General features: G+C 71.5%; 22 protein-coding genes and 2 pseudogenes. 16 read left to right on the top strand and 8 right to left on the bottom strand.

Translation table 11 applies throughout. From position 1 onward, the window contains the following. Positions 1 to 1,293: a hypothetical protein gene (locus AB0C15_RS18625; protein ID WP_357353453.1), complete on the bottom strand. Its 1,293-nt coding sequence runs from the start codon at positions 1,291 to 1,293 to the stop codon at positions 1 to 3. A gap of 179 nt (positions 1,294 to 1,472) precedes the next feature. After that, positions 1,473 to 1,595, bottom strand: a complete 123-nt coding sequence (locus AB0C15_RS18630; protein WP_030331473.1) for a 50S ribosomal protein L36 — start codon at positions 1,593 to 1,595, stop codon at positions 1,473 to 1,475. A gap of 124 nt (positions 1,596 to 1,719) precedes the next feature. Between AB0C15_RS18630 and AB0C15_RS18635 the strand changes: the two genes are divergently transcribed. Beyond that, positions 1,720 to 1,992, top strand: a complete 273-nt coding sequence (locus AB0C15_RS18635; protein WP_357353455.1) for a lytic polysaccharide monooxygenase — start codon at positions 1,720 to 1,722, stop codon at positions 1,990 to 1,992. Between the two features lie 122 nt (positions 1,993 to 2,114). Here the strand turns inward: AB0C15_RS18635 and mgrA are convergent, their stop codons facing one another. After that, complete coding sequence (gene mgrA, locus AB0C15_RS18640; protein ID WP_357353457.1) at positions 2,115 to 3,110, bottom strand: L-glyceraldehyde 3-phosphate reductase; 996 nt, start codon at positions 3,108 to 3,110, stop codon at positions 2,115 to 2,117. Between the two features lie 95 nt (positions 3,111 to 3,205). Here mgrA and AB0C15_RS18645 point away from each other — a divergent pair, with 95 nt between their 5' ends. The 7 genes from AB0C15_RS18645 (at position 3,206) to AB0C15_RS18675 (ending at position 10,774) form a co-directional block, all read left to right on the top strand. Next, complete coding sequence (locus AB0C15_RS18645) at positions 3,206 to 3,712, top strand: hemerythrin domain-containing protein (protein WP_112582361.1); 507 nt, start codon at positions 3,206 to 3,208, stop codon at positions 3,710 to 3,712. 54 nt (positions 3,713 to 3,766) lie between these two features. Next, a complete protein-coding gene (locus tag AB0C15_RS18650; RefSeq protein ID WP_357353459.1) occupies positions 3,767 to 5,011 on the top strand; it encodes a histidine kinase in 1,245 nt (414 codons plus the stop codon). After that, on the top strand, positions 5,008 to 5,658 hold the full coding sequence (locus AB0C15_RS18655; protein ID WP_357353461.1) for a response regulator transcription factor: 651 nt from the start codon (positions 5,008 to 5,010) through the stop codon (positions 5,656 to 5,658). Before AB0C15_RS18650 ends, AB0C15_RS18655 begins: the two co-directional genes overlap by 4 nt. 76 nt (positions 5,659 to 5,734) lie before the next feature. Beyond that, complete coding sequence (locus AB0C15_RS18660; protein WP_357353463.1) at positions 5,735 to 6,811, top strand: hypothetical protein; 1,077 nt, start codon at positions 5,735 to 5,737, stop codon at positions 6,809 to 6,811. A gap of 54 nt (positions 6,812 to 6,865) precedes the next feature. Continuing rightward, positions 6,866 to 8,326, top strand: coding sequence for a sigma 54-interacting transcriptional regulator (locus AB0C15_RS18665; protein WP_357353465.1), 1,461 nt, complete (start codon positions 6,866 to 6,868; stop codon positions 8,324 to 8,326). A 2-nt stretch (positions 8,327 to 8,328) separates the two neighbouring features. Next, the gene (locus AB0C15_RS18670; RefSeq protein WP_357353467.1) at positions 8,329 to 10,281 is read left to right on the top strand and encodes a VWA domain-containing protein; all 1,953 of its coding nucleotides are present in this window, start codon (positions 8,329 to 8,331) and stop codon (positions 10,279 to 10,281) included. Between the two features lie 28 nt (positions 10,282 to 10,309). Beyond that, positions 10,310 to 10,774, top strand: coding sequence for a hypothetical protein (locus AB0C15_RS18675; protein WP_357353469.1), 465 nt, complete (start codon positions 10,310 to 10,312; stop codon positions 10,772 to 10,774). Positions 10,775 to 11,093: 319 nt separating this feature from the next. Here the strand turns inward: AB0C15_RS18675 and AB0C15_RS18680 are convergent, their stop codons facing one another. Beyond that, on the bottom strand, positions 11,094 to 12,101 hold the full coding sequence (locus AB0C15_RS18680; protein ID WP_357353471.1) for a helix-turn-helix domain-containing protein: 1,008 nt from the start codon (positions 12,099 to 12,101) through the stop codon (positions 11,094 to 11,096). Positions 12,102 to 12,153: 52 nt separating this feature from the next. On the opposite strand from AB0C15_RS18680, the gene AB0C15_RS18685 reads away from it, so the two are divergent. Then, entirely contained in the window at positions 12,154 to 13,458 is a 1,305-nt protein-coding gene (locus AB0C15_RS18685; RefSeq protein ID WP_357353473.1) for an MFS transporter, read from the top strand. 52 nt (positions 13,459 to 13,510) lie between these two features. Here the strand turns inward: AB0C15_RS18685 and AB0C15_RS18690 are convergent, their stop codons facing one another. Beyond that, positions 13,511 to 14,224, bottom strand: coding sequence for an RICIN domain-containing protein (locus AB0C15_RS18690; protein WP_357353474.1), 714 nt, complete (start codon positions 14,222 to 14,224; stop codon positions 13,511 to 13,513). Positions 14,225 to 14,288: 64 nt separating this feature from the next. Beyond that, complete coding sequence (locus tag AB0C15_RS18695) at positions 14,289 to 14,759, bottom strand: YbaK/EbsC family protein (protein WP_357353476.1); 471 nt, start codon at positions 14,757 to 14,759, stop codon at positions 14,289 to 14,291. A gap of 93 nt (positions 14,760 to 14,852) precedes the next feature. On the opposite strand from AB0C15_RS18695, the gene AB0C15_RS18700 reads away from it, so the two are divergent. The 4 genes from AB0C15_RS18700 (at position 14,853) to AB0C15_RS18715 (ending at position 19,111) form a co-directional block, all read left to right on the top strand. Next, on the top strand, positions 14,853 to 16,250 hold the full coding sequence (locus AB0C15_RS18700; protein WP_357353478.1) for an FAD-binding oxidoreductase: 1,398 nt from the start codon (positions 14,853 to 14,855) through the stop codon (positions 16,248 to 16,250). Beyond that, the gene (locus AB0C15_RS18705) at positions 16,247 to 17,590 is read left to right on the top strand and encodes a class I SAM-dependent methyltransferase (protein WP_357353480.1); all 1,344 of its coding nucleotides are present in this window, start codon (positions 16,247 to 16,249) and stop codon (positions 17,588 to 17,590) included. The genes AB0C15_RS18700 and AB0C15_RS18705 overlap by 4 nt, the downstream gene beginning before the upstream one ends. Positions 17,591 to 17,691: 101 nt before the next feature. After that, positions 17,692 to 18,249, top strand: a complete 558-nt coding sequence (locus AB0C15_RS18710; protein WP_355005525.1) for a helix-turn-helix domain-containing protein — start codon at positions 17,692 to 17,694, stop codon at positions 18,247 to 18,249. Then, positions 18,242 to 19,111 carry an SRPBCC family protein gene (locus tag AB0C15_RS18715; protein WP_357353482.1) on the top strand — a complete coding sequence of 290 codons (870 nt, stop codon included), beginning with the start codon at positions 18,242 to 18,244 and terminating at the stop codon, positions 19,109 to 19,111. The genes AB0C15_RS18710 and AB0C15_RS18715 overlap by 8 nt, the downstream gene beginning before the upstream one ends. A gap of 118 nt (positions 19,112 to 19,229) precedes the next feature. Here AB0C15_RS18715 and AB0C15_RS18720 read toward each other — a convergent pair. Next, positions 19,230 to 19,546: pseudogene (locus AB0C15_RS18720) on the bottom strand (helix-turn-helix transcriptional regulator). After that, positions 19,543 to 19,680: pseudogene (locus AB0C15_RS18725) on the bottom strand (DNA-binding protein); the annotation flags it as partial. The pseudogenes AB0C15_RS18725 and AB0C15_RS18720, both read right to left, overlap by 4 nt. 68 nt (positions 19,681 to 19,748) lie before the next feature. Between AB0C15_RS18725 and AB0C15_RS18730 the strand changes: the two are divergent. The 3 genes from AB0C15_RS18730 to AB0C15_RS18740 all read left to right on the top strand — a co-directional run bounded on the left by AB0C15_RS18730 (position 19,749) and on the right by AB0C15_RS18740 (position 23,364). After that, positions 19,749 to 19,982 carry a zinc-ribbon domain-containing protein gene (locus AB0C15_RS18730; RefSeq protein WP_357353484.1) on the top strand — a complete coding sequence of 78 codons (234 nt, stop codon included), beginning with the start codon at positions 19,749 to 19,751 and terminating at the stop codon, positions 19,980 to 19,982. Between the two features lie 316 nt (positions 19,983 to 20,298). Beyond that, a complete protein-coding gene (locus tag AB0C15_RS18735) occupies positions 20,299 to 22,566 on the top strand; it encodes an EAL domain-containing protein (RefSeq protein ID WP_357353486.1) in 2,268 nt (755 codons plus the stop codon). 39 nt (positions 22,567 to 22,605) lie between these two features. After that, positions 22,606 to 23,364 (top strand): MerR family transcriptional regulator, encoded by a 759-nt coding sequence (locus AB0C15_RS18740; protein ID WP_357353488.1) that lies wholly within the window; start codon positions 22,606 to 22,608, stop codon positions 23,362 to 23,364. The last annotated feature ends 52 nt before the right edge of the window (positions 23,365 to 23,416 follow it).

Genomic DNA, 23,416 nt, shown 5'->3' on the forward strand with positions numbered 1-23,416 from the left:
TCAACTGCCCCCGTGGGCGTGGACCTTGGCGCGGCGTGGCCGCGTGATCTGTGGCTCGACTGTGTCGTTCCCACCCCGGCGGACCCGGTCTCTTCCCTGAGACTCCAGGTTCGACCCAGTCGCATACCGGTTCTGGTCAGCCGGGCCGCCGCCGACCGCCTCGCGTCGTGCGTTCCTCTGCTCGAGATGGGTTTCGTGAAGGTTTTCGGCGAGCTGCGTGACAGCCTCCGTGCCGGGCTGGACGAAACCCTTGAAGGCGCCGGAGACGGCACCGAGAATTGGTTGCCCGCTGTACATCGTGCCGTAGTCGAGGCCGACGCCTGTGATCTGGGCGATATTCTTCGACGCGTCCAGCCTGGACCGGCCCTGGGCTGCCGACTCCATGAAGTTGCCGATTGCTGCGGTGCTCTGGTACGCCTGCGTGATGTGGGCCATGTAGCGGATCGCGGTCGCGGTCGGGGAACTTGATCCGCTTAACGCGGCATCTGCTGTCGTGAGTGCGGTAGAAATGTTATCTATGGCGGCCTTGGGAATCTTTGCCCAGTTCTCCGCCAGCCAGTCCTTGCGCTCCGGGCTGAGCATGGCGTATGCCAAGCCCTTACCCGCCCATTCGTTCGTGTACATGATGAGGTTCTGCATCGACTGCTGGAGGTCGGTTTCGGGCGCGGGGTAACCGTACTTCGTCCGAAGCACTTCGATTTCGGTCGGCTGATACGCCGATGGCTGCCACTCGTAGCCTTGGGACTCCCCTACGGGGCGGGGGGAGGAGCGACTCGATCGGCTGTCCGACGGCGCGATCTCGCTGGCTGGAGCGCTGCGGGAGGGTGATGACTGGTTGAAGGCAGCCCTGCGGTCCTTGAAATCCCTGTACTCCGGGCTTTTCTTGTATTTCTCGTACGCCTTTACTGCTGCCCTCTTCGAGCGCCCGTCAGTGCTCTCGATCGCCGCCCGCATCTCGTCGATCTTCGCCTTCTCGTCGGCGAGCCACCGGCGTTCCTGTTCTCGCGCGGTCGGGGCGAGGTCTTCGCCGTCGCTGGCCGAAGAGAGCGAATAGTAGACAGTTTCCGGGCTGGCCGATCCAGAGGTGCCTCCCGGTTGGGCGGCCTGGCTGCTGCTGCCCGCGTACTGGGTGCGGTAATCCGGGTAGTACTGGCTGGTGCTGACCGTGTACGGCGTCTGGTCGTCCTGGTGGTACTGCGAGGGCGCGGTCTGGTCCGAATACACGATGTTCGTGTCCTGATAGACAACGCGCTGATCCTGATAATCGTCCGGAGGGCTGTCGGTTCTGGGCATTCTCGAGCTCTCTTCTCTCGGGCGCGGCGTTCCGGGAGGAACGAGGATGACGGCCTTACGGACCACCCGAGGTGCCGGTTCACCGCTGCACCAAGATTTCTTGGCCAGAGACGCGAAAACGCCTCGACCGGATGACCCGGTCGAGGCGTTGGTGACTGTATGTCCGGTAAGGGCCGGGGTCAGCCCTGGCGGCTCTTCCACTGCGGGTTGGCGCGGTTCACCACGACCGTCCGGCCGCGACGGCGGACCACCACCGAACCCGGCTTCTGCTTCAGCGCACGCAACGAGCTACGTACCTTCATCTCTGCCTCCTCGGTGCAAGCGGTTCCGAGTATCGAAACGCCACACCCACCCGCAGGATTCCCGGCCGCCGAGCGTCGAACCTTTGCCGTCCCTCAGCCGTACCAACGGGCGGAGGTCATCCTCATGCCCGTACGCCGGCTCCTCGCCACGGTGCTGGTCGCTGCCGCGACAGTGCCCCTGGCCGCCACGCCCGCCGCCGCCCACGGTGCCCCCACCGACCCGGTCAGTCGCGCGGCGGCCTGCGGCCCCGAGGGCCGGTACGCGGCCACCAGCGCCTGCCGGGCGGCGATCCAGGCGGGCGCGGCGGTACGCGAATGGGACAACGTGCGGGTCGCCGCCATCAACGGGCGGGACCGGGAACGGATCCCGGACGACCCCCGCAAGAAGCTGACCTGATGGGTGCCGGGTGGCGACGGCGCAGCTCCGCCGCGCCGGTGGGCCGGCAGTGCGAGGTCCGCAACCACCGGGCCGGGCGGCGTCGGATCTGGTGACCCGACCCGCCCGGGCCGCGGCTGTGCTCAGCCTAGGTGGCGCTCGATCTCGGCCAACTCGTCGGCGGTGAAGTCGAGGTTGTCCAGCGCGGCGATGTTCGTCTCCAACTGCTCGACGCTGCTCGCCCCGATGATCAGGCTGGTCATCCGCGGGTCACGCAGCGCCCAGGCCAACGCGAGCTGCGCGAGAGACTGGCCGCGACCCTCGGCGACCGCGCCGAGCCCACGGATCGTGGCCATCTTCTCGTCGCTGAGGTCGCTCTCGTTGAGGAAGACGCTGGTGCGGACCCGTGAGTCGGCGGGGATGCCGCCCAGGTAGCGGTCGGTCAGCAGGCCCTGCGCCAACGGGCTGTACGCGATGCAGCCCGCGCCGACCTGCTCCAGCGTGTCGAGCAGGCCGTCGGACTCGGTCCAGCGGTTCAACATCGAGTACGACGGCTGGTTGATCAGCAGCGGCGTACCCAGCTCACGCAGGATCGCGGCGGCCCGGGTGGTCTGCTCCGAGTTGTAGTTCGAGATGCCCACGTAGAGCGCCTTGCCGGAGCGGACGATGGCGTCGAGCGCCCCCATCGTCTCCTCGAGCGGGGTCTCCGGGTCGAACCGGTGCGAGTAGAAGATGTCGACGTAGTCCAGACCCATCCGGCCCAGCGACTGGTCCAGCGACGAGATCAGGTTCTTGCGCGAGCCCCACTCGCCGTACGGGCCGGGCCACATGAGGTAGCCGGCCTTGCTGGAGATGACCAACTCGTCCCGGTGCGGCCTCAGGTCGGTGGCGAGCATCCGGCCGAAGTTCTCCTCGGCCGAGCCGGGCGGCGGGCCGTAGTTGTTGGCCAGGTCGAAGTGGGTGACACCCAGGTCGAAGGCGCGGCGCACGATGTCGCGCTGCCGTTCGAACGGGCGGTCCGGACCGAAGTTGTGCCACAGCCCGAGCGAGACGGCAGGCAGCCGCAGGCCACTGCGTCCACTGCGCCGGTAGGTCATGGTGTCGTAGCGGTCATCCGCGGCGAGGTAGGTCACGATCATGAGCCTAGCTCCGGCCCGGGTCGGCGGGGATCGGGCGTGCAAACCCGGACATCGGGGTAGTTTCGACGCCAGACGGTTCGGCCACCACCCGGAGAGTGAGCACAGTGGACGACATCACCGCACTGATCCTGGACGACCACGCCGCCTTCCGGCGCGGCTTCGCCCGCCTGGACGACGCCCGCGACGAGCAGGAGATGCTCGCCATCTGGGACGCCCTCGCCCTGCACCTGGACATCCACGCCGAGGCGGAGGAGGCGATCCTCTACCCGCACCTGGTCAAGCACGGCGACGACGGCGAGGACGAGACCGCCGACGCGATCGGCGACCACAACAAGATCCGTGACGCCATCGCCGAGGCGAAGCTGCACCCGGTCGGCTCGGACCAGTGGTGGGAGGCGGTCGGCACGGCCCGCCGGGAGAACAGCGAGCACCTGGCCGAGGAGGAGGACGAGGCGCTCCCCGACTTCCGCCGGCACGCCAGCACCGAACTCCGCGCCGAACTGGGCCAACGCTGGCTGACCTTCTACGGCGAACACAAGAACGGTCGCAACCTCCCGTTCCGCGACAAGGACCCGCAGCAGTACGTCGCCGACCACCGCTGACTTCTCCCCGGCACGGGGGAGTCGTCGGGACCAGTCCGGCCGCAGAATGGCGGGGTGACCCTCCGAGCGGCACTGGCCCCGCTGGTCGCCGGCAGCACCTGGCGACGTGGCGTGTTCCTGCTGCTCGGCGGTGTGCTGGCGCTGCCGTACGGGCTCCTCGCGGTGACCTTCGCGCAACTGCTCGCCGACTCGGCGATCCCCCGTCCAATGGTCTACGTCCTGCTGGTCGTCGCCGTACTGATCGCCGTCGTCCCGTTGCTTGTGGACGGCAGCCGGGCCCTGGAGATCGCCGCCGTCCGGGCCCTGCTCGGCGTCGACCTGCCCGACCCCGCGCCCGGGCACCACGGCGACCGGGAGACCCGGCTGCGCAGCGCGCTCTGGATCGCCACCCACCTGATCGTCGGCGCGCTGGTGATGATCGGGTTGTTCAGCGCCCTGCCGATGGCACTGGCGTTCATCGCCCAACAGTTCGGCATCGGCACCGAGCTGATCAGCCGGGAACGGTTCGGGCCACTTGACGGCCAGGACAGCGGCTGGCTGACCCTGACCGGGGTGCTGCTGCTCGTCGGCCTCGGCTACGCCGTCGCCGGCCTCGGCGCGCTCGCCGGCTCCATGGCGCCCGTGCTGCTCGGCCCGGCCCAGGCGGAACGGATCGCCGCCCTCGAAGCGCGGGCCACCCGGCTCGCCGAACGCAACCGGCTGGCCCGGGAGCTGCACGACTCCGTCGGTCACGCGCTGACCGTGGCGACCCTCCAGGCCGGGGCCGCCCGCGAGGTCCTCGACACCGACCCGGAGTTCGTCCGGCGGGCGCTCACCGCCATCGAGGACGTCGGGCGGACCGCGATGGACGACCTCGACCACGTGCTCGGGCTGCTCCGGGAGAACGGACGTGACAAGCCCGTGGTGGCGCCGCAGCGTACCCTCGCCGACCTGGACCGACTCGTCACCGACGCCCGCGCGGCGGGCCTGGCCGTGCACGCGCATCGCGCCGGTGACCCGACCCGGGTGCCCGCGGCGGTCTCCCGGGAGGGCTACCGCATCGTCCAGGAAGGACTGACGAACGCCGCCCGACACGGCCACGGGCCGGTGACGGTACGCCTGGACCTGCACCCGGACGCGCTGGAGCTGGAACTGGCAAACGCGGTGCGCCACCCCGACCAGGCCCGGCCCGGCCGGGGAGGTCGAGGTCTGGACGGCATGCGGGAGCGGGTACTGCTGCTCGGCGGCCGGCTCACCGTCGGCCCGGACGGCGACCGATGGCTGATCCGTGCCCGCCTGCCCTACGAGGAGACCCGATGACAGTTGGTGTGCTCATCGTCGACGACGACGAGCTGATCCGGGTCGGGCTGCGGGCGATCATCGACGCCCAACCCGACCTGCACGTGCTCGCCGAAGCCGCGGACGGGGCCGAGGTGCCGCCACTTGTCGCCCGGCACCGGCCCGACGTGGTGCTGATGGACGTACGGATGCCCGGCATCGACGGCATCCAGGCCACCCGGCACCTGCTGGCCACCTCCGCCGACCCGCCCCGGGTGCTCGTGGTCACCACCTTCGCCAACGACGAGTACGTCTACGAGGCGCTACGCGCCGGCGCCTCTGGGTTCCTGCTCAAACGGGCCCGGCCCGCCGAGGTGGTGGAAGCCGTCCGGGTGGTCGCCGCCGGCGAGTCGCTGCTCTTCCCGGCCGCGATCCGGCAGCTCGTCGGCGCGTACGGGCCGGCGGGCGGCGACCGGCTGGACGCCGCCCGACTCACCGAACGGGAGGCCGAGGTGCTGCGGTTGATGACCACCGGCCGGTCCAACCCGGAGATCGCCGCGCACCTGGTGGTCGGGGTGGAGACGGTCAAGACCCACGTCGGAAACGTGCTGGCCAAGCTGGGGGTCCGCGACCGTACGCAGGCCGTCATCGCCGCCTACGAGTCCGGCTTCGTCACCCCGTCCGGCTGATCGGTCCCTCCACCGGGGGAGGGGGTTCACCACCGGCCGGGAGGGAATCCGTCGGCTGTCCGTCGAGGCTGAGAACATGACGACGATCACTGCCTCCCGACCCCGTACCGACTCCCGCTGGCCCGACCGGCTGGCCCCCCTGGCCGCCGGCTGGCTCGGCCTGTGGGGCGTACTCGCCCTGATCAGCACACTCACCGGCGCCGGCTACCCGTTCGGCCCGAACGACAGGCACGGCGGCGACGTCAGCCTGCTCCGCCTCGTGCCGGTGGAGGTGGCCACCCCGCTCTTCGCCGGCGTACTGCTCACCGCCGCGGTCGCCGCCCTGGCCATGAGCCGCCCGGCGGCGCGCCCACCCGGCCCGGTGCGGGCGCTGCTCGCCGGCTACGGCTGGGCTGTCGCCTTCGTGCTCGTCCTGGTCGTGCCGGATGTCCGGGTGCTGCTCATGCTCGGCTATCTGCCGATCCTGATCGTCGGAGCGCCGTTCGGTTGGCCGCCGGTCGACTACTCCGACCTGTTCAACTGGGCGCTGTTCGGCCGGTTCGCGGCGCTGGCCGGCGGGCTGCTGCTGGTCGGGGCGGTGCTCACCTGGCAGCGCCGGACCGCCGGGGCCTGCGTCGGCTGTGGCCGCACCGACACGGCCCGCGGATGGACCACCCCGGCCGCCGCCACGCGCTGGGGCCGGTGGGCCGCCGGCATCGCCGCGACCATCCCATTGACGTACGCGGTGACCCGGTTCGCCTGGGCGGCCGGCATCCCGCTCGGCATCTCCCGGGAGTTCCTGACCGAGATGCAGGACACCGGGCTGGTCTGGGCGGGGCTGGGACTTGGCGCGTTCGCGACCGTCGGTGCGATCCTCACCCTCGGCCTGGTGCAGCGCTGGGGCGAGCGGTTCCCGCGCTGGATGATCGGGCTCGCCGGCCGTCGGGTGCCGGTGAAGCTGGCCGTGGTGCCGGCCACCCTGGTCTCCATCGCCGTGACGGCGGCCTCGCTGGGGCTGCTCAGCAACCCCGAGTTCTGGCGGCTGACCGGCGGGTTCAGCATGACCGGGGCGCCGATGCTGCTCTGGCCGCTGTGGGGCGTGGCGCTCGGCGCTGCCACGTACGCGTACCACCTGCGCCGTCGCGACGCCTGCCGGCGGTGCGACCGGGGCTGAGGGGGAGCGGGGGTGCCCCTGATGCCCGGGGCGCCCCCGCAAAGGTGAGCTAGCGTGGGTCGGGTGACTGCGCCTACCCCGGTAATCCCGGTTCCACCGGCCGACCTGCCCGGCACGCTCGGCGCGCTGCGGGCGGCCGGTCACCAGTACCGCACCGTCAAGCAGGAACTCCGCGACAACCTCCTCGCCCGGATGCGCTCCGGCGATACCCGATTTCCCGGCATCGTCGGCTACGACGACACCGTCCTGCCCGAGGTCGAGCGGGCCCTGCTCGCCGGGCACGACATGGTGCTGCTCGGCGAGCGCGGCCAGGGCAAGACCCGGCTGATCCGCTCCCTTGGCGCACTCCTCGACGAGTGGACCCCGGTCCTCCCCGGCTCGGTGCTCAACGAGCACCCGATGCACCCGCTCACCCCGGCGTCGGTCGCCCTGGTCGCCGAGGCCGGCGACGAGCTGCCGATCGGCTGGCTGCACCGCTCGATGCGGTACGGCGAGAAGCTCGCCACCCCGGACACCAGCGTCGGCGACCTGATCGGTGACGTCGACCCGATCCGGATCGCCCAGGGTCGTACCCTCGGCGACCCGGAGACGATCCACTTCGGGTTGGTGCCGCGCACCAACCGGGGCATCTTCGCCGTCAACGAGCTGCCTGACCTGGCCGAGCGCATCCAGGTGGCACTGCTCAACGTGCTTGAGGAGCGGGACATCCAGGTCCGCGGCTACCAGCTGCGCCTACCACTTGACCTGCTCCTGGTGGCCAGTGCCAACCCGGAGGACTACACCAACCGGGGCCGGATCATCACCCCCCTCAAGGACCGCTTCGGCGCGGAGATCCGCACCCACTACCCGGTCGAGCTGGAGTTGGAGCTGGAGCTGATCCGCCAGGAGGCCGATCTCGTCGCCGAGGTGCCGGAGCACGTCCTGGAAGTGCTGGCCCGCTTCGCCCGCGCCGTGCGGGAGTCGCCGTCGGTGGACCCGCGCTCCGGCGTCTCCGCCCGATTCGCCATCGCCGCCGTCGAGACGGTCGCCGGTGCCGCGCTGCGTCGCGCCGGTCTGCTCGCCGGCGCCGGCACCCCGGAGGGGCGCCCCGAGGCCGCCGTCGCCCGCGTCGGTGACGCGGTGTCGGTGACCAGCACGCTGCGCGGCAAGGTCGAGTTCGAGAGCGGTGAGGAGGGCCGGGAGATCGAGATCCTCGCGCACCTGCTGCGTACGGCGACCGCCGAGACGTTCCGGGCCCGCCTCGCCGGGTTGGACCTGTCCGGGTTCACCGCCCTGGTCGAGGACGGCGCCGCGATCGAGACCGGTGAGCTGGTGAGCGCCGCCGAGCTGCTGCGCCAGGTCGGCACCGTACCCGGGTTGGCGAAGGTCCTGGACCGGCTCGACCTGAGCGACGCGCCCACCTCGGAGGAGGCTGCCGCCGCGGTCGAGTTCGTGTTGGAGGGGCTGCACCTGACCCGCCGGCTCGGCAAGGACGTCACCGACTCGGGCCGCACCGTCTACGGCGGCCGGGGCTGACCGTGGCCGGCAACCGGTTCCGTTACGGGCAGTGGAACGGCGGGCCCGACCCGCTCGCACCCCCGTACGACGTACGCGAGGCGGTGGACGCGGTCGGCGCCGAGGTGCTTGCCGGCGGCAGCCTGCGGGAGGCGCTGCGCGACCTGCTGCGCCGGGGCCCGCAGGGGCGGGGTGGTCTGGACGACCTGGCTGCCCGGGCTCGGCGGCTGCGCCGGGAGGCGCTCCGTCGCGGTGACCTGGACGGCGCGGTGACCAGGGCCCAGGCCCTCCTCGACCAGGCCCTCGCCGCCGAGCGGGACGAGCTGCGGGGTCGTGACGACGACGACGCGCGGTTCGCCGAGGCGGTGCTGGACAATCTGCCCCGCTCGACCGCGCGGGCGGTGGAGGAGCTGTCCGGCTACCAGTGGGCCAGCGACGACGCCCGCCGCTCGTACCAGCAGATCCTCGACCAACTCCGCGACGACGTGCTCGGTCAGCGCTTCGCCGGGCTGCGCGACGCGGTGCGCGCCTCCGCCGATCCGGCCGCCCAGCAGCGGCTCGCCGAGATGATGGGCGACCTGAACGACCTGCTCGCCCGGCACGGTCGGGCGGAGGACACCACCGACGCGTTCGCCGAGTTCATGCGCCGGCACGGTGACTTCTTCCCGGAGAAGCCGGAGACCGTCGACGAGTTGATCGACGTGTTGGCGCGCCGGGCGGCGGCCGGGGAGCGGCTGATGAACTCGCTCTCCGAGCGGCAGCGCGCCGAACTGGCCGGCCTCATGCAGCAGTCGCTCGGCGACCGCCTCGCGGGGGAGTTGTCCGCGCTCGACGCGAACCTGCGAGGGTTGCGACCTGACCTGCGCTGGGGGCGGGGCGAGCGGGTCCGCGGCGACCAGCCGCTCGACTACGCCGACGCGGCTGGCGCGCTCGGTGAGATCGGCGAGCTGGACGACCTGCTGGACCAGCTCGACCAGGACCACCCGGGGGCGACCCTCGACGACGTGGACGTCGACGCGGTGGCGCGCACCCTTGGCCGGGAGGCTGCCGACGACGTTCGCCGGCTGCGCGACCTGGAGCGGGAGCTGCGCCGCCAGGGCTGGGTGAGCCGGGACGCGGAGGGGCTCACGCTGAGCCCGAAGGCGCTGCGCCGGCTCGGTGGGACCGCTCTGCGGCGGGTGTTCGCCGAGCTGACCGCCGGGCCGCGCGGGCAGCACGACCTGCGCTCGGCCGGCGCGGCGGGTGAGGTCAGCGGTGCGTCCAGGCCCTGGGAGTACGGCGACGAGCAACCACTGGACGTGGTTCGGACGCTGACCCGCGCGGTCAGCCGGGCCGGGCCGACCGTTCCGGTGCAGCTCACGGTGGACGACTTCGAGGTGGTGGAGACCGAGAGACGGGCCTCGGCCGCCGTGGTGCTCTGCGTCGACCTGTCGTACTCGATGATCTCGCAGGGTCGTTGGGGGCCGATGAAGCAGACGGCGTTGGCGCTGGCGCACCTGATGGAGACGCGCTTCCCGCAGGACGCGTTGCAGATCGTGGGCTTCGGCCGGGAAGCGATGACGCTCACCCAGCAGGAGTTGGCGGCCGTGGAGCCGGACATGGAGCAGGGCACCAACCTCCAGCACGCGCTGCGGTTGGCGGGCCGGCACCTGCGCCGGCACCCCGACGCCGAGCCGGTCGTGTTGGTGGTCACCGACGGGGAGCCCACCGCGCACCTGGACCCGGACGACGGGGAGGCGCTGTTCCACTGGCCACCGTTGCCGGAGACGATCGAGGCGACGGTCCGCGAGGTGGACCGGCTGAGCCGCTACGGTGCGACGCTCAACCTGTTCATGCTCGGCGACGATCCGGGTCTGCGCCGCTTCGTCGACGCGGTGGCCCGCCGCAGCCGGGGCCGCATGTTCACCCCGGACACCGACGACCTGGGCGAGTACGTGGTCAGCGACTACCTCCGCTCCCGCCAATCCGGCCGCTAACTCCGGCTCCGGCGGGTTGACTGGAAGGATGGAGAGCGGGGGGTTGCGGCGGGCATACGGTGCCCTGTTCGCGGAGGTCGACGCCGGCGGGTTCGGTCCGCCCCCGGACGGACAGCTAAGCGCCGAGCAGATCGTCGCCCATCTGGTCATGAACGACGAGCTGATGGTCCAGGCCACCGAGGCGTTGCTGGCCGGGTCGCCGTTCGCCTACTACGAGGTGGAGGAGGACGTGCACCGTCCGCAGCTCGACGCCCTCGCCGCGGAGCAGGGTGGCCTGCGTGGTCTGATCGCGCTGCTGCACGGCACCAGCGACCGGCTGTGCGGGCTTGTCGACCAGCTCGGCCTGGCTGCGGAGACACCTGTCGAGACGCACCTACGCGAGGGCTTCGACCTCATCGTCGACGAGCCGTTGCCCTGGTCGCGGACGCTTGACCTGCACACCCGGGTGCACCTGCCGAAGCACCAGTCCCAACTGCACCAGCTCCGGTCCTGAGCGGCCAAAGACACTCGGCCCGAACGGCCCCGACAAGCCGTCGGCCGGCCGGCTGGCGTGGCGGCGTGGCGTCGGGGGTCTTGCCATATTGAGCGTGATGTCTGTGAGTCATCGTGATGACTCACAGACATCACGCTCAATGCCCCACCCGACCTCACCCCAAGCTCTCCGTCGATCTTGCACTTACTGTCGCGGCAAAAGCGGCCTAACCGGGTATTTGAACGACAGCAAATGCAAGATCGCCGGGGCCGCGGCCGGGGCCGGGGCCGGGGTGCGGGGTGCCGGGGGTGGGGTGCGGGGTGCCGGGGGTGGGGGTGGGTCAGGGGTTGGCTAGGGCTGGGCGGGGGTGGAAGGTGCGGCGGTAGGTGGAGGGGGCCACGCCGACGCGTTGGCGCAGTTGTTGGCGCAGCGCGGCGGTGGTGCCGAAACCACAGCGGTGGGCGATCTGGTCGACGGTGAGGTCGGTCGTCTCGAGCAGTAGCCTCGCGTGGTCAGTGCGCTGTTGCAGCAGCCACTGGGCCGGGCTCAGGCCGGTCTCCGACCGAAAGCGCCGGGTGAAGGTGCGCACGCTCATCCGCGCCTGTTCGGCCAGGTCGCGTAGGGCGATCGGCTCGTGCAGCCGCTGCCGCGCCCACTCCCGGGTGCCCGCCGTGCTGGTGTCGGCCGCCTTCGGCACCGGCTGCTCGATGTACTGCGCCTGGCCGCCGTCGCGCCAGGGTGGCATCACGCACCGGCGGGCCGCCCGGTTGGCCACCTCGCTGCCGTGGTCCAGGCGGATGACGTGCAGGCAGAGGTCGATGCCGGCGGCGACTCCGGCCGAGGTGAGCACCCGGTCGTCGGCGATGAAGAGCACACCCGGGTCTAGCTCCGCCCGGGGGTGCAGGCGGCGGAAGTGTTCGGCGTACGCCCAGTGGGTCGTCGCCCGTCGGCCGTCGAGCAGCCCGGCGGCGGCGAGCACGAACGCCCCGGTGCAGATCGACATGATCCGGGCGCCCCGGTCGTACGCCGCGCGCAGCGCCGCGATCACCTCCGGCTCGACGGTGCCCGAGGACAGCACGGCGTCGTCGTGGATGCCGGGGACGATCACCGTGTCGGCGGTGTCGAGCAGTTCGAGCCCGTGGTCGGGGAGCACCTGGAAGCCGGCGGTGCTGCGTACCGGCTGCCCGCCCGGGGTGCAAACCCGGACGTCGTAGAGGGGTGTCCCGTCGGCGGCCCGGGCCGTGCTGAAGACCTGGGACGGGGTGCCGAGGTCCAGGCCGACCACCTGGTGCAGGGCGAGTACGGCGATCCGGTGCGGGCGAACGGTCATGGCCCGATTATTGCGCATGATGGCTTTCCGGCCACTCGTCGAGCTGACCGACCGGCCCCAGACTTGTCCCGTGACCAAGAACCGCCGTCTGCATCCCGCCTGGCTGGTAGCCGCCGTCGCCTTCGTGGCGCTGGTCGGTGCGGCCGGCTTCCGCGCCACCCCGTCGGTGCTGCTGCACCCGCTGCACGAGGAGTTCGGCTGGCCGCTGGCCACGATCTCCGCGGCTGTCTCGGTCAACCTGCTGCTCTACGGGCTCACCGCGCCGTTCGCGGCTGCCCTGATGGATCGGTTCGGCATCCGCCGGGTGGTTTCGGTGGCGCTGCTGCTGGTCGCCGCGGGCAGCGGGTTGACGGTCTTCATGACCGCCAGTTGGCAACTCCTGCTCTGCTGGGGTGTGCTTGTCGGGCTGGGCACCGGCTCGATGGCGTTGGCGTTCGTGGCCACCGTCACCGGCCGGTGGTTCGTCCACCGGCGGGGGCTGGTCACCGGAGTGCTGACCGCCGGCGGCGCGGCCGGGCAACTGGTGTTCCTGCCACTGATCGCCATCCTGGTCCGCGACCACGGCTGGCGGACTGCGGCACTCGTCGTGGCCGGAGCGGCGCTGGCGGTCGTACCCCTGGTGGTGTGGCTGTTGCGCGAGCACCCGGCGGATCTCGGCCTGCCCGCCTACGGGGCGACCGAGGTCGTCGCGGCACCGCCGGCGACCGGCGGCGCGGCGACCCGGGCGATCGGCGCGCTGACCACCGCGGCCAGGACCCGACCGTTCTGGCTGCTCGCCGGGGGGTTCGCGATCTGCGGGGCGACCACGAACGGCCTGGTCGGTACGCACTTCGTGCCGGCCGCGCACGACCACGGCATGGCCCAGACCACGGCGGCCGGGCTGCTCGCCCTGGTGGGGCTCTTCGACATCGTCGGCACGATCGCCTCCGGTTGGTTGACCGACCGGGTGGACAGCCGGCTGCTGCTCGGTGCGTACTACGCGCTGCGGGGGTTGTCCCTGCTGGTGCTGCCGAGCCTCTTCTCCGGCACGGCCGAGCCGAGCATGCTGGTGTTCATCGTCTTCTACGGCCTGGACTGGGTGGCCACCGTGCCGCCGACCGTGGCGCTGTGCCGGGAGTACTTCGGCGGTGCCGGGGCGGTGGTGTTCGGCTGGGTGTTCGCCGCGCACCAACTCGGCGCGGCGGTCGCCGCCACCGCCGCGGGGCTGGTCCGGGACCGGCTCGGCGACTACGCGATGGCCTGGTACGTGGCGGGCGCGCTGTCGATCGGTGCCGCCGGGCTGTCGTTGCTGCTGCGTCGGCGACCGGGCCGAGGAGTGCCGGAGGCCGTGCTGGTGGCCGCGACCGCGCCTCGGGCGTGGAGATTCCGGGGCTGAGGCGGTCGGCTCGGCCCGGCGCAGTTCCGGGCCGCCGTGCCGGGTCGGCCGGTCAGCTCAGGGTCCACTGCTGGGCCGGCCGGCCGTCGCACTGACGCTGCCGGATGTCGTCGCCGGCCTCGACGGCGTCGTCGTCGGCCTGGGCGCACCTGTTGCTGTGTGCGGCGACGAGCAGCACCGCGCTGGTGCCGGTGCCGCCGAACCGCCACTGCTGGTTGACCCCGCCGTGGCAGGGGAACTGCAGCAGGCGCGCCCCGTCGTCCTGGCTGCCGCCCTCGACGTCGAGGCACTGCCCGTACGCGGCGTTCGTCAACGAGTGCACGCCCGCCCCGGTCGGGCTGACCACCCACTGCTGGGCCGGGGTGCCGTCGCACACGGCCAACTCGGCCTCGGCCTTCTCGCCGTCACCGTCGAGCCCCAGGCAGAGGCCCGAGGCGGCACGGAGCACCCGAGGCCCGGTGGGTGGGGCGGCCGGCGTGCTCGCTGACGGGGTCGGGGACGGCTCGGCCGGTGCGGTCGGGCTCGGTGCACCGGCCGGGTCGCTGGGCGGGGGCGCGCCTGAGGCCGTACCGACCGCCGCCGGCGCGGCCGGCTCGTCGTCACCGTCGAGCAACCCGGTGGCGAAGACGACCCCCAGGAGTACGCCGACGACCCCGACCGCCGCCGCGACCCGCAGCAGTGGATCGGCAAGCGGGCCGGGCCGGCGTGCCGGACGACCGCCGTAGACGGTGCCGGCGGGGTCGGGGCGTTGCTCGGGCGCGGACATGGGCGTCATCCTCACCCACGACATCGCGTCGGAGCCAGCCCGCAGGTGCGGCGGTCGGCGAGGCTCAGCGGCTGGGCTGCGGGTCGGTGACGTCGGCCACCGTGGCGTCGAGAGCGGCGATCGCGGCGTCGGCGGCGATCGCGATGGCGAGACCGCGCTCACCGGCACCCAGGGTGATCTCCCGGCCCCGCAACCGCTCGTCGGCGACCACCGGCCAGGCCGTGCTCGCCCCGAACGGGGTGATGGTGCCGCGTTCGTAGCCGGTGGCGGCCAGGGCGCCCGCCGCGTCCGGCATGGAGAGCCGGTGCACCCCGAGCAGGGCGCGCAGCTTGGGCCAGGAGACGACCCGGTCGCCGGGGGTGAGCACGAACAGGTGATCGCCCTCGCCGCGCCGCACGACGATCGTCTTGACGACGTCGGCGACGGTCACACCCTGGGCGTCGGCGGCCTCCGCGAGACTGCCGACCGCACCGCGACTGACCAGCCGATATGGCAGTTGGGCGGCGTCCAGGGCGGCGATCGCTGGCGATGGCATGCCCGCCACGGTAGCCGTCGGACCTGCCAGTGGACGGGAAACTGCCGTCGCCGACATCCCACGGTTTCCAAACGGCGAGCGTAAGGTGATCACATGCGCGCTGAGCGTGTGGATCACCCCATTGACCATGATCAAGCGGTGGACACGCTGCGACGGTCGTACGCCGCGGTGCCCACGGGCGAGCCTGTTCGGCTGGCCAAACGCACCTCCAACCTGTTCCGCCCCCGGTCCGCTCCCCGGGCTCCGGGGCTCGACGTGAGCGGTCTGAACGGTGTGCTGTCGGTCGACCCGGCCGGCCGTACCGCGGACGTGCAGGGCATGTGCACGTACGAGGACCTGGTCGACGCGACGCTGCCGCACGGGTTGATGCCGCTCGTAGTGCCGCAGTTGCGCACCATCACGCTCGGCGGCGCGGTGACCGGCCTCGGGATCGAGTCGACCTCGTTCCGCAACGGCCTGCCACACGAGTCGGTCCGGGAGTTGGACGTGCTCACCGGCTCGGGCGAGATCGTCACCGCCCGACCCGAGGGCGAGCACGCCGACCTGTTCACCGCGTTCCCCAACTCGCTCGGCAGCCTCGGTTACGCCACCCGGCTCCGCATCGAGCTGCAACCGGTCGGCCGGTACGTGGCGCTGCGCAACGTCCGGTTCACCCGGTTGGAGGCGCTCGTCGACGCCATCGCGGAGGTGAGCGCGACCCGCTCCTGGGCCGGTGAGCCGGTGGACGCGATGGACGGGGTGATGTTCAGCCCCGGCGAGGCGTACCTGACCTTCGCCACGTTCATCGACGCGGCCGGCCCGCCGAGCGACTACACCGGTCAGGCGATCTACTACCGGTCGCTGCGCCGGCGGACCCGCGACGTGCTCACCGCGTACGACTATCTGTGGCGCTGGGACACCGACTGGTTCTGGTGCTCGGCGGCGTTCGGCGCGCAGCACCCGGTCGTCCGTCGGCTCTGGCCGGCGCGGTACCGGCGCAGCGACTTCTACCACCGGCTGGTCCGGTTGGAGCACCGACACCAGGTCGCGGCCCGGATCGACAGGCTGCGCGGGCAGCCGGCCCGGGAGCGGGTCGTGCAGGACGTGGAGATCCCGCTGGACCGTACGGCCGACTTCCTGCGCTGGTTCGCCGGCGCGGTGGGGATGAACCCGGTGTGGTTGTGTCCGTTGCGCCTGCGTGAGCCGGCGGGTCCCGGTTCCGCGCGGGCCTGGCCGCTGTATCCACTACGGCCGGGGCAGGACTACGTCAACATTGGGTTCTGGGGGAGCGTGCCGATCGCGCCGGGCGCCGCCGACGGCGACGTCAACCGCACGATCGAACGCAGGGTGTCGGAGTCGGGCGGGCACAAGTCGCTCTACTCCGACGCGTACTACGACCGGGACGCCTTCGACCGCCTGTACGGCGGCGACACGTGGCGGGCGGTGAAAGACCGCTACGACCCGGACCACCGGCTGACGGGACTGTACGAAAAGGCGGTAGCACGAGCATGAGCCTGACCGACAGAGATCAGGGGGCGGCGAGCGTCCCCGCCACCCCGCCGGCGGGGGGCCGGCACACGGGTCCGACCGTCGCGGATGTCGTCCGCGCGGTCACCGCGGGGCCGTTGCCGGTGCGGATCACCGGGTACGACGGCAGCGCCGTCGGCCCGACCGACGCCGGGATCACCCTGGCGATCCAGTCCGAGCGTGGGTTGTCGTACCTGCTCACCGCCCCTGGCGACCTGGGCATGGCCCGGGCGTACGTCAGCGGTGACCTGGCGTTGCAGGGGGTGCATCCGGGCGACCCGTACGAGGCGTTGCGGGTGCTCAAGGACGAGCTGCGGTTGCGCCCACCGTCGTTGGCGGAGGGGCTGGCGCTGGTCCGTGGGCTGGGCTGGGAGCGGCTGATGCCGCCGCCGGCCCCGCCGCAGGAGGCGCAGCCGCGCTGGAAGCGGGTGGTGAACGGGCTGCGGCACTCGCGGGTGCGGGACGGCGCGGCCATCTCGCACCACTACGACGTCTCGAACGCCTTCTACGAGAAGGTGCTCGGCCCGTCGATGACGTACACCTGCGCGGTCTTCCGTTCTCCGGAGGACACGTTGGAGCAGGCCCAGGCGGCGAAGTACGACCTGGTCGCCGGCAAGCTGGCGCTGAAGAAGGGGATGCGGCTGCTTGATGTGGGCTGCGGCTGGGGCGGCATGGTGCGCCACGCCGCCCGGGAGTACGGCGTGAAGGCGCTCGGGGTGACCCTGTCGAAGGCGCAGGCGCAGTGGGCGCAGGCGGCGATCGAGCGGGAGGGGTTGACCGGGCTGGCCGAGGTGCGGCACATGGACTACCGGGACGCGCCGGCCGAGCAGTTCGACGCCATCTCCTCGATCGGGTTGACCGAGCACATCGGGGTGCGCAACTACCCGACCTACTTCGGGGCGTTGCGCAGTCGGCTGCGCCAGGGTGGGCGTCTGCTCAACCACTGCATCACCCGCGCGGACAACCGGGCGCCACACCGCTCGGGAGCGTTCATCGACAGGTACGTCTTCCCGGACGGCGAGTTGGCCGGTCCGGGCCGGCTGGTGAGCGAGATCCACGACGCCGGGTTCGAGGTGCACCATGAGGAGAATCTGCGCCAGCACTACGCGCTGACGCTCGCCGCCTGGTGTCGCAACCTGGTCGAGCACTGGGACTTCTGCGTCTCGGAGGTGGGCGCGGGCACCGCCCGGGTGTGGGGGCTCTACATGGCCGGGTCGCGGATGGCGTTCGAGCGCAACGGCATCCAACTGCACCAGGTGCTTGCCACCCACAACGGTCCGAACGGTGTGAGCGGCTACCCGTTGCGACCGGACTGGTTGCCCTGACCATCTGCTGAGTGCCGCCGGAAGCCGCGTCGAGAAAAGTCGGCGCGGCTTCTCGCGAACCGATTGACAAAGAAGTTTTGTACGTACAAACTGATTTTGCCATGAGAGACGTCCTGTACCTGGAGCAGATCGAGCAGGCCGAAGTCCTGCTCAAGCCGCATCGCGTCGAGGTGCTGCGGCAACTGGCCGAGCCGCGCACCTGCACCGAGGTCGCGGCCCGACTCGACCAGACGCCACAGCGCGTCTACTACCACGTCAAGCAGCTCGTCGCGGCCGGCCTCGTCGAGCTGGTCAACGAACGCAAGGTCCGCGGCATCACCGAAGGCATCTACCAGGCCGCCGCCCGGTCCTACTGGCTCTCCCCGCGACTCGTCGGCCGGATCGGCCTGCGCCGGGCCCGCGACGAGCTGAGCCTGGGCTACCTGCTCGACCTGATGGAGGAGGTCCAGGCCGACATCGCCGGCCTGGACCGGGCGGCGCCCGAGCTGCCCTCGATCGGGGTCTCCGGCGAGATCCGGGTGCCGGCCGAGCAGCGCCAGCAGTTCCTGCACGACCTGCAAACCGCACTTCAGGACCTGTTCACCCGCTACGGCGGCAGCGAAGGCGACGCCTTCAAGCTGGCCGTCGCCTGCTATCCGAAAGGGAACGACAATGAGTGAGCCGATGAAGGTCCAGGCCCGTCTCTCCGCGCCGGTCGGGCGCGTCCGCCAGGCCCTGACCGACCCGGCCGAGCTGCGTCTCTGGCTGGCCGAGCACGCCGAGGTCGAGCTGCCCCGGCGGTACGAGTTCTGGGGCCGCTACACGCCCGAGGGTGACGCCCCGCACCAGCGGCTGCTGCACGCCGACGACGACACGCTGCGCTTCACCTGGCTGCTCGACGGGGTGGAGACCACCACCGAACTCCAGTTGACCGCCGAGGGCACCGACAGCACCGTGCTGACGCTGACCCAGAGCCACTTCGACTTCGCCGAGGCGATGAGCGGCTCCAGCATCCGGGGTGTGCTCCAGACCTACTGGGCGCTGTCCATCGCCAACCTGGCCGCCCACCTGGAGGGCAAGCCACTGCTGCCCCGCACCGACTTCACCTCCGCCGACCTGCGCGGCGAGCTGGTCATCGCCGCCCCCGTCGACAAGGTGTGGGAGTCGATCACCAACTCCGAGCAGGCGAGCGCCTGGTTCGGCTACCCGATCGGCATCGAGCCCTGGGTCGGCGGCCGGTACGCCATGGGCGGCTTCGAGAGCGGCTACGCGGCAAAGATCGTCGACCTGGAGCCCGGCCGGCGGATGTCCGTCGACTGGGGGCCGACCGGCGTGAGCAACTGGGAGCTGGCCGAGTCCGGCGGCAAGACCACGCTGACCTTCGTGCAGAGCGGCTTCGACGAGGCCAACCCGCCGTACGGGGCCTGGAGCGGGTCGGTCGCCGGGCTGTACGAGCTGCGCCGCTTCCACGAGGTGCCGAACTGGCAGCCGATCTGGCTCGCCGAGGAGATCCCCGGCCTGGAGCCCGCCCCGACCAACTGACGCGGATCGTGTCGCCTTGATCGTCCGGCCTTGATCGTGCTCGATCATGGAAGTAGTGGTCTCGCTCGCCCCGGAGCCCACTACATCCAGGATCGAGCACGATCTTGTCTTGGTGGTCTCACGCAATGGCGGCAATGTCGCCGTCGTCGAAATAGACCGCCTGGTGGAGCCGGCCGCCGAAGGCGGCAGCGTACCGGGCCACCGCCTCCTGACCGGAGATCCTGCCCTGCTCGATCTGGGACACCCGGCCCTTGGTCACGCCCATCCGCCAGCGATCTGCTGTTGGGTGAAGCCGCGGGTGCGTCGCACCTCCGCGAGGCGGTGCCCGACGACCTGCGCGAGCAGCTCCTCCTTGCCCGCCTCGACAGCCGCCTCACCGCCAGCACGCTGCACGTACTCGGCTCGGATGTCCGCCCACCGCACGTGACCACTCACCGCTGTCCCCCTTCCTGCTGTGCGCGTTCCTTCAAGTAGATCCCATACCGCTGCTCGGCGAGCGGGATGGCCTGTCGGTACCAGCTCGTCCATTGGCCCGACTTGTCGCCGGCGACCAGCAGAATGCGCGCTTGCCGACGAACGGCCCGATCCACCGGTGGGATGTGGTGACTTTTCGCGGTCGGGTGGGTACTGGCTGGCGATGTTCTTCATCTTTGGTCTGCGTACCAAGGTCGACAGGTCCGGTGTCGTGCAGCAGGTCTGCCGCCACTGCGGCAACCACGCCGCACAGGTGATCACCCGCCGTTCGACGAAATTTACCCTCTTCTTCATCCCCCTCATTCCGATCCGCACCCGGTACGCGCAGCAGTGCACGTTCTGCGCGGCCGAGTACGAGATCTCCAGGTCCGACGTCGAACGCCTCCCGGTCGGCTGAACCGACGATGGAACGCTTTCTGTGCTGGTTGATCGGCCGACAGACGTCCCCGGCCGACGTGGCCGTGCACACCGTCGCCCGTCCGCCCTGCACCCCCGGCCGGCGCAGACGCCGCCGCACCCGTCGGCCGTCGGCCGGCACCGCACTGCCCCGTTCACCCTGGAACAGATCTGCGGGCCGCTGAGCGGAGGCCGGGGGCGGCGGCGGGGTGAACGTTCGGCTCTGGCGGCGTTTCTGGGCGCTGGTTAGGCTTTCGGGGTTTGCCGTGGACCGGCGCCGCCGAGGGTGCACGCACGACGAAAGAGCCGGAGCGACCGTGTCCCGACAGGACGGACAGCAGGCTGCGGGGACGCTCAACCCCGCCGGTGCTGTCGTGGCGGCTGCCGTCATCGCGGTGGAGGCGGTCTGGCTGTTCGCCGCGTTGCCCGGCGCCGCGCTGGTCAGCGACGTCGGCGCGATGCTCGTCGCCGGCTGGGCGACGCTCGCGTGCGTGGGGGTGGCCCGTCGGCATCCGACGCCGTTGCGCCGGTTCTGGACGCTGCTCGCGGTCACCATGGGGCTGGCCGCGATCGGTCGGGCGATCTGGACGGTGCAGCGGCTCGTCGGCGGCGACCTGCCGCACACCCCGGTGGTGGGGGTGGTCTTCACCGCCGGCATCCTGACCGGCACGGCCGCGCTGCTCAGCTCGCCGTCCGCACCGAGGACTGCGGTGGGGCGGGCCCGCACCCTGCTGGACGGGGTGATCGTCGCCCTGGCCCTGGTGCCGATCGGTTGGGTGCTGGTCTTCCGTGGGGTCGCCGCCGCCGAGCTGGCCGACCCGGCGCGCACCCTCGGGCTGCTCTTCCCGATGTTCGACCTGATGCAGCTCACCATCCTGGTGGCGGTCTCCGGGCCGGCGCGGCCGATGTGGCGGCCGATGAGCATCCTCGCGGCGAGCCTCACTCTGCGGGTCGTCGCCGACGTCGTCTACGTGTCGTTGGTCGCCCGCGCCGACTACTCGGCGGGTCACCCGATCGACCTGTGCTGGCCGTTGAGCTACCTGCTGATCGGCCTGGCCACCCGGAACCTGCCGCCACCGGACTGCGACGGCACCGACGACACCGCCGAGTCGCCGCTGCCGCCCTGGTGGCGGGTGGCGTTGCCGTACCTGCCGGTGGGCGGGGCGATCATCGCGGTGGTGCTGGCCCGTCGACCCACCGGGCAGACCCCGCAGTTGGTGTTCGTGACGATGATGGTGTTGCTCGCGGCCCTCGCCGTTCGCCAGGGGTTGGCCGCGAACGAGAACCTCCGGTTGGTGGCCCGGCTGCGTCGGCTCGCGTACGGCGACCAGCTCACCGGGCTGCCGAACCGGCTGTTGTTCAACCGGCGACTGCGGATGGCCCTGCGCGACGGGGGTCCGGTGGCGGTGCTGCTGCTCGACCTGGACGGGTTCAAGCAGGTCAACGATCGGTTCGGGCACGCCACCGGCGACACTCTGCTGACCGGGCTGGCGGCCCGGATGCACGCTGCCGTCGACGGTGACGGCACCATCGCCCGGCTCGGCGGTGACGAGTTCGCGGTACTCGTCGACGGCGGGCGGCCGGTGTCGCCCGAGCGGCTTGCCGAGCGGCTGTTGGACGCGTTGCGGCCCTCCGACGACGAGGAGGACGTCGGGGTGCACCCGTCGGCGAGCATCGGCATCGCCGAGTTCGGCCCGCAGCACGCCTCCCACAGCGACCTGCTGCGCGACGCCGACATCGCCATGTACGCGGCCAAGGCGGCCGGGAAGTCCGCCTATCGAACGTGCACGGCGGCCCTGCGGGAGTCGGCCGTCTCCCGCGCCGAGTTGATCGCCGACCTGCGCCGCGCCGTCGACGAGGACGAGCTGCGCCTGGAGTTCCAACCCATCGTCGACCTGACCAGTGGCGTGGTGCGCAGCGCCGAGGCGTTGGTGCGCTGGCGGCATCCTCGCCTGGGGTTGTTGCCGCCGTCGAGGTTCCTTCCGCTGGCCGAGGAGACCGGGCTGATCCTGCCGATCGACCGCTGGGTGATCCACGAGGCGTGCCGGGCCGCCGCCACCTGGCGGGGGCGGGCGCCGGACGCGACGGTCGCGGTGAACATCGCCGCCGCGCACCTGCGCCGGCCGGATCTGATCGCCACCGTCACCGCGGCCACCAGCGCCGCCGGGTTGGCACCGCGGGCGTTGACCCTGGAGTTGACCGAGTCGGCGCTGATCGAGGGCACCGAGGCGGTGCTGGAGCGGCTGCACCAGCTCCGGGAGCTGGGCATTCGGATCGCGATCGACGATTTCGGCACCGGCTACTCGTCGCTGAGCTACCTGCACCGCATCCCGGCCACCGAGCTGAAGATCGACAGGTCGTTCGTGGCCCGGCTGGGCACCGACGACCGGGCGTACGCCACGGTGGAGATGGTCACCCGGCTGGCCGGCGCGTTCGACCTGGCGGTGGTCGCCGAGGGGGTGGAGACCGAGCGCCAGCACGAGGCGGTCACCGCGATCGGCTGCCCACGCGGTCAGGGCTATCTGTACGGGCGGCCGGACGGCCCCGCCAAGGTGGGCCAAAATTGGAGTTTGACTCTGACGTAACGGCAGGCAGGAGCCTGGTTCCCGGAAGGGAGGGGGACCATGGCGTACACGGTGGGTCAGGTGGCGAAGGTCGCCGGCGTGACGGTGCGGACGCTGCACCACTACGACGAGATCGGCTTGCTCTCGCCAAGCGGGCGCACCTCGGCCGGTTACCGCCGCTACGAGGACGCGGACCTGCAACGGCTGCAACTCGTCAGGTACTACCGGGAGCTGGGTTTCCCGCTTGAGGAGATCGCCGCGATCATCGACGACCCGGCGGCCGATCCGGCCGCCCACCTGCGCCGACAGCACGAGCTGCTGACGGTACGGCTGAAGCGGTTGCAGGAGATGGTCACGGCTGTCGAGTTCGCGATGGAGGCGAGCAAGATGAACATCCAACTCACGCCGGAGGAGCGGTTCGAGGTCTTCGGTGACGTCGACCCGGAGGAGCACCGCGCCGAGGCGGAGCGGCGGTGGGGTGACACCGACGCGTACCGGGAGTCGAACCGGCGGGTCGCCGGCTACACCAAGGAGGACTGGCTGCGCAACAAGGCGGAGACCGAGGACTGGGGTCGGCGGATCGTCGCGCTGATGGCCTCCGGTGCACCTGCGGACGGCGCGGCGGCGATGGAGCTGGCCGAGGAGCACCGGCAGCTCATCAGCCGCTGGTTCTACGAGTGCTCGTACGAGATCCACACCGGGTTGGCCGACATGTACGTGGCCGACGAGCGGTTCACCGCGTACTACGAGGCCATCGCCCCGGGGCTGACCGCGTACCTGAACGAGGCGATCCACGCCAACGCGATCAGCCGGGCGTGACGGCTGGCGGTCCGGCTACTCTGGCCGGACCGCACCGCCCCCGGGGAGATGA

It is taken from the genome of Micromonospora sp. NPDC048835 (genome assembly GCF_040649995.1).
GTDB lineage: Bacteria > Actinomycetota > Actinomycetes > Mycobacteriales > Micromonosporaceae > Micromonospora.